This is a genomic window from Candidatus Cloacimonadota bacterium, from assembly GCA_011372345.1.
Classification (GTDB): domain Bacteria; phylum Cloacimonadota; class Cloacimonadia; order Cloacimonadales; family TCS61; genus DRTC01.
The window spans coordinates 1-7292 of the sequence record DRTC01000008.1 but is presented as its reverse complement, the minus strand read 5'-3'; the positions used below and the strand labels follow the sequence as shown (position 1 = coordinate 7292).

The 7292-nt window shown below is 38.0% G+C and carries 2 protein-coding genes; both read right to left on the bottom strand.

The window, feature by feature from the left end:
* On the bottom strand, nt 1-1715 hold a 1715-nt coding region (locus ENL20_00125; protein ID HHE36967.1), incomplete at its 3' end, for a hypothetical protein.
* Between the two features lie 118 nt (nt 1716-1833).
* A partial coding sequence (locus tag ENL20_00120) for a hypothetical protein (protein ID HHE36966.1) occupies nt 1834-7292 on the bottom strand: 5459 nt, incomplete at its 5' end.

The window sequence follows — 7292 nt, the reverse complement described above, 5'->3', positions numbered from 1 at the left end:
GTGTCGACTCCCTGGGCATAAACCTGCTTAAAATCTCCCCGTATTTCTTCCCAGACAGCAGCTACGAGGTTCTCTTCCGGTAATATTGTGGAATCCATAGCTTCCTGATCAAAACCTGTCATTTGGGTGATAGGCTGTCCGTTATCATCTAACCCAAAGCTGCCATCAGAATTTAAGGTCTGCATATAGATTTGATTTGCTATACTGCTGAACCTGGTATCTTTCCAAATGATAACAGGATGATTATTATTTTTCAGGATCTGATAGTTTTCCGCATTTCCATCCAGTCCGTAATATATAATTTCTCCGTTTTCTGCTAATAATTCAAGACCATTTTCATCTAAAATCTGCATATAAATTCCTGTTGAACCTGTTCTCAAATCTCCCCAGCTAATGAAAACTTCTCCCTCTGTATTTCTTTTTACCAAAGGTGAAAATTGTTCTCCAGCAGCAATGCAAATGATTTTTCCGCTGTTATTCCAACCTGCAGGAATGTTTCCATCTGTATCGAGATGCTGCAGATAAATATCCACATTTGGATAACCCTGGTCTCGAGCATCATCCCAGACGATCCAGCAACCGCCGTCAAAATCGGAGATTAGACGAGGATTCAGTTGGTCGTCGTTTTCCGTACAAAGAGCTACTCCAGCAGGATCCCAGAGCAGATCACCATTTGTATTCACTTTTTGAGTATAAAGATCTTTATAATAAAAATCATTTCTGCCATCTTCCCAAACTATGAATGCTCCGTTATCGGAAGATTTTGTAATTCTAGCATTTCTCTGGATTCCTGCTCCAACATAGATCTCGATCTCATCACCCCATAGAAGATTTCCGTTTAGATCGACTCTTTGAGCATAAATATCACCATCATTTTCGTTTCTTCGATCACGCCAGGAAATGATGAAACTCCCGGTTCCATCCGGAGCTATTTTCGGTTTTTCCTGAACTCCATCAGAACTGCATAACAGAACTCCCGTTTGTCCCCAGGGAAATGATCCGTCAGACAGGATTCTCTGAACATAAATATCTCCCTCTTCAGGATTGGGAGTATCATGCCAGGCAATGATCGCACCACCTTCACCATCTTCCCAGAAAGTATGCTGGTTTTGAATTCCATTCGAACTGGCGATCGGATTACCATTAGCATCCCAACCAGCAGCAATAGTACCGTCTGCCAGAATATGAGTTCCGTAAATATCGGTTCCACCTTCATTTCTTGAATCTTCCCAGATAATATAAGCACCACCAACTGCATCATTAATAATATTCAAAGAAATCTGTACATCTTCGATCAGACAGAGAGGAACACCGATCGGATCCCAAAGCAAATTACCATTGTAATCAAGTTTCTGGGCATAAATATCTCCGGCATCTTCGTTGCGGAAATCTACCCAGGCTGTGATTACTCCACCCTCGGTATTGATCACAACGATATCTTCCTGACGATTTATTTCACCATTGATCAGGACAGCTTCTTCACCCCATTCGAGATTTCCGTTGCTATCGACTTTCTGTCCCCAGACATCTCTGTCTGCGCGACGCGTATCCGACCAGACATAAACAACACTTCCATCATCGAGAGCAATTCCGGAACGGAACCATTCGATATTTACACCCTGACGGATGGGAATACCATCAGTCTGCCATTGGGCTTGAGCTAACAATCCCATACTCAGGATTATCATCATTAAAACTAAAACTTCCTTTTTCATTATTTTCTCTCCTGTTTTTATTTATTTAAAATTTTATTTCATTCATTAAACCTTCAAAAAACTGTATAAAATCGCTTACGTTCGGCTTTTGGAAGGTTAACCATCTTTAAAAATCAAATTATTTCCTGTTTAAATTTGAATTCTTAAAAGACTTTCTCATTGGAGTATCAGTTGAAGCAACAACTCGATAAAATTTGCTGGCTGCGGATGCAGCTGTCTGCCATGATGTAACATTAATTCCTTCTTCTTCTAATGTTGAGAAAGAACCATAAGGATTTGAGTCGCTGTAAATTTTATATGAATTTGCTCCAGTTACTGAATTCCAGTTAATCGTAATATTGCTACCACTTTGAGCAATGGTGACATTTACCGGAGGATCAAGGCTTTCCTCGACATTTAAAGTAACAGGGATGATAACTTGAGAGTTATCAGGATCATTACTGGTTATAACAATATTTGCTTCATAAGTTCCTACTCCAAGATCATCAGGATTTGTGTCGAAAGTAACCGTAATAACATCATTCGGGGAACCGGTATCGATCGAACCGGTAACTTGATTTGCTCCATCCAGAGTACACCAATCGAATGTAGGATCATTTGTACAAGTTGCTGTAAACGGACTTAATCCGGTTGGAGTTGAACCACCAACACCATCGGAAGCTACTTGAGTTCCGTCATTATCATAAATATAATATGCATTTTCATAAGACCAGCTTCCTGCAGAATAGTTAGTTGAAATCTGATCACCGGTATTTACATCGAATGAATGAGATTCAGGACCGTAACCCGAACTCAAAGAAAGATCATTCAAGACTACAGAGCCATTAACCAGAACATCAACAGAACCACCATTCCAACCATCTCCGTAGTCATCAACAAGATCGATCGTGAATTGGCATAATCTCAAAGATTGATCAACTTCTTTGAAGAATGGAGCAACGATCGGTGTTTTGATCTCTCTATCACCAACATTGTTTTCACTTCGTATTCTTGAAATATCGAATTTGTTATTACCTATATTAGCAATTCTGGTTGTATAGACAACAGTTGCTGTATAATCCAAGGTTGTTCCACCATCATTTCCAATATTCAAATCATCGGTAGTCGAGTCATCTGGAGCTAAAGTTTTTGTATAGGAAGCAGGTGAATATGTAATTTGAGCAGGAGAAGCAAGAGGTGGGAAAATTATGTAATCAACCCAGGCACAGTCTTCACCTTCACTCACAGAACCATCTTTATGATAATGCCATTCAAAAGTACGAGTTCCGGCAGAAACAGGATAAGTTTCTTCAGACCAATCAATAATACCCGACCATCTTTCCTGTTCAACTCCATCAATGCGAAATCTTAAATAATCCCAGATATTATCTTGATGATTTTCACAAGAGACCTTTTTCCAGAAAGAAATATCACCTGCTGATAAAACATTAACTTCTATAACTAATGATACATCTTCATTATCGGTAATATCATCAGATTGGGCACTATATGTTCCTTCATAAGAATCAGAATCAATTATCCAATCTGCATCTCCATCAAATTCCCAGGCATATTTAGAGAAATCACCGGTTTCAAAATCTTCAACATTCAAACCGACCGATAAAGCAAAACCGTTTGTATTCGAATAACCAAGATCACCGGTAAAATCCAGAGCAAAAATTACTGTGTGTCCCAAGGGAGTATTTACTGATGTTGTTACATTATAATAAACATTAGCAGTTGAACTTGCCTGCAAAGTTGAAACATTGTCGTAATTATCATTGATTGTAATGTAACTGTCGGTTGATGAAAGGATAGAATTCAGGTTGGTTACATCAGCTCCACCATTATTGATCAAAGTAACTCTTAATTCAGTTGTTTCATCCGGATCTAAAGTGTTATTTCCTCCATCATTCACAAATACTTCCTGGAACTCTACGACCGGAGCATTGAGCATAAGTTGAAAATCCAGATCCCAGGTATCTTCATTTCCGGTAACATCAAGGTCAAATATAGCATTGTGTCCGTCAGGACAATCATTATCTACGGTAAATGTATAGTCAGTAAAATTCGTACCAGAAGTTCCACCGGCAATGTCACTATAATTTGATGAATTTTGAGTTACTGTTACATAACTATCAGTTGAAGAAAGAATCGCAGATACACCAGTTGCCGGATTTAATCCCATATTATTCAGATCGATTTCCAGGTTTACTGTTTCTCCATAATCCACATTTCCATTTCCATTTGTGTCGTCAATAACGATCGTTCCAATGACAAGATATGGTTCTGATGGAGGTTCAGGAGAATTTGTAGTATATAAAATTGCCATTTGATTTTGCAGAGTTTTCGCAGCAGTCGGATAAGTATTATTATAAGTATATTCTAATCCAACCTCACTTGTATGATCTTCAATACCTACAGTTGCATATTGTCCGTGAGAAATGTGAAAAGTGGGAGTGTAATCTCCAACATCAACATTGTTCACAACCTTGTATTGCATTTTAATTTCTCCATCACCAGTTGGTGTTGGATAATAATTAGGATCGTAGAGTATAACCTGAAATGTTTCTTCAGCACTATTATATTCATTTTGCAAATGGGACCATTCGACAATGAAATAATGCTGACCGGAATTGTTGTAATAACACACTCTTCCGCTTCCAATTTTAAGGTCATCCCAAAAGGGAGCGATCATGGGAGATGGACCAAGAGGACCTGGAATATGCCAGTTCATAAAAGAATATTGCTCTGTTGAACCGGGAGCGATCCATCCGTTTGAACAAACTGTAATGGTGGAATAATTCTCACCATAAAAAGGGAAATTAAATGGTAAACTTATGGTCTCGATATCTCCTGTATTTCCTACATCAGACATGGTAATAACGGTTCCGGAACCGCCATAATTCGGATCGATCTCTTCCCAATCATAAATCGGTGTCGGAGTGTAAGTTATATCTCCATCATCATAGCAGTAGTAACCATAAGTATCAGGTCCGAGCGGATCAGTAACAGAGACATCACCAACTTCAAATATAAATTGTACTGTATTATCATAACCACTTGCATTATATAGCTGGAGATCGAGAGTGAACTGGGTTCCGGGAGCTATATTTGAACTTGCAGACACTTCAAATTTATTAGAATTATTAGTTGCTGACGATCCTGAACCAATAGTGCCAAAATATCCGGCATGATCGGGAACAGTTATCTGGCTGTCTGAACTCGAAAGAGTGCCATAAACAGAAGACGAAGAGACAGAACCGATATTTTCTATGGTTACGGTTAGATCGGAAGTTTCACCCGGATCTAAAATACCATTTCCTCCATCAACAACAGTATAACTGTCATACGAGAGATTCGCTCCGTCAACGGTTAAATATATTTTATCATTCCAGACATTACCAACACCTTCTGTAATGACTATATCGATATCGATTTCAGTTCCTCCGAGAACATCTGCATCAAGGCTGAAATCAAAATCATCAGTCGAATAAGAAGAACTTCCGGCTCCAATATTAGGATAAGTTTCAGAATTATCAGTGATCGCGATAAAAGAATCATCCGAAGAAATTGTTGCTCCAATAGAATATGTACTTGAAGTACCATAGTTTTTAAGACTCACACCGAGTTCGATGTCTTCACCAGGATTGATATTTCCATCACTATTCCCGGAAGAAGTTCCGAAATTGTCATCATCGATATTTGTTTCAAAAACGCTTAAGAATTTATTTTCCTGTCCAATATCGAAACTGCCGAGATGAGGAATATAATTATGATTTGTAACTGTTAATGTAACTGTTCCTTCGGTGTCACCGTCGAATTGCAGGAAAATTTGACCGTTACTGTCTGTATATCCGGTAGAGAAGATTTCATCATCTCCCATTAAAGCCGTAACCCATGCTCCTTCAAGCGGTGTACGAGAACTGTTTTCAACCGTAACTTCAATAAAATTACTTCCTAATGGAATTGTAGAATCATAAGTTACGATCAGATCTTCCGGAAGATTCGTCCAGATTTCCATACCCGGATCTCCCATGAGGTTGTTCCAATAAGAGAAATTATTAACTTCATCATTAGGATTCTGCGGATAATTAAGATATAGATTTAATTTTCCACGATTTAAAGCACCCCCCATGTGATAGATCTGATCTTGGAAAATTCCATAAAATATACCTGCATCAACGCAATTATTAAAGCAGGTATGAGTGTACATTGTTGCTGTTCCAATAGCAGCAATTCCACCTTTGGGAACAGCTACTGAACCGGCTTTTAACATTGCTTCACTTCTACAATCGCTGGTTCCTTCAAAATCTCCGGAACCGCAAGTAGGAAATACCGATACCGGAAGCATATAACCATTTGTTAAACTGCTGATGTCATCTGTTCCCCAGCCACTCATTCCTAAATAGCCACGATAATTGAAATAAAGAACTCCATCATTCATTGAACTGTTCATTTCAGAAGCACAACTACCATAATAGATTTCATCATAAGTAAATCCGGTTTCATTGCGATCTATCATCTCTTTAACATTTTTCTTTGTAATTATACAGGATTGACCTGATGAAGAAGGATCGCCTACTAATAATGCTTTATTATACCAGTCTGTATCAGTCATATAAGGTTCTTTTTCATAATTCAGTATTTTATAAACAATGGTAGCAAGCTCATCTATATAATTAAAAGAAAGACGACCTATAAAAACATCTGCTAAAATATCACCACCATCCAAACGAGCATAATTTTGATCACCTTCACCTGCATAATAAGGCCATGTAGGAATATTAAAACTTCCTCCTGCGTCTCCTACCAGACAGACAAATTCCGGAGGATTTTCCCAGGTGTCATAAGCAGTTTGGATATAAGATTTGATTGTAGAGCTGCTTGTTCCTGAAGAAAAATCGGTTGCTGTTACCTCAAATCCTTTCTGATGTTTCCAATCGACTAACAGATCGAGATATGTTTCAACAGAAGTGCTGGTCGTGTAAATAAAGAGATAACTTGGATCCTGATATTCATCATCTCTCGTAATTAAAGATTCATGATTAATGATAGTTGAGGAATATAATTGTTCAAAGGATCTTGATTTTTTTTGAGTCATGAATTTTGGATTTTCACCACCTTTGCCAGTACAATTCACAACTATATTTATGTTTTTATATAATTTTAATTCTTGTGTTTTGGGATCATATTGAAATGGATTAACAGTTACAGTTACGACTCTGTAATCCCTCATGATCGCAGGAGTTCCGATCTCAGCGATTGTACCGGGAAAAATATCTCCATTTGCATAATAATCATCATCGATGACAAATTCGTTTCTATTTGGTTGGCTCTCAGAAAGAAGTTCTTGTCTGGGATAGATATTCATATCGGTAAGTACATCATAATCCGACGAAATAATATCGATTGAGACCGTTCCTTCATTGGGGATAGCAACTAATCTGGTAAATCTGGGAAGATCAGGTTTTCCGATTTCCAGGAATTCACCTTCATTAAAATAAGAAATTTTCTGAAAGATTTCTTCTCTTTCGGAAATTTCTTCCATTTCAAAACCATTAAGTGCAAAACTTATTTCGATTGCTTCGTTTTCAC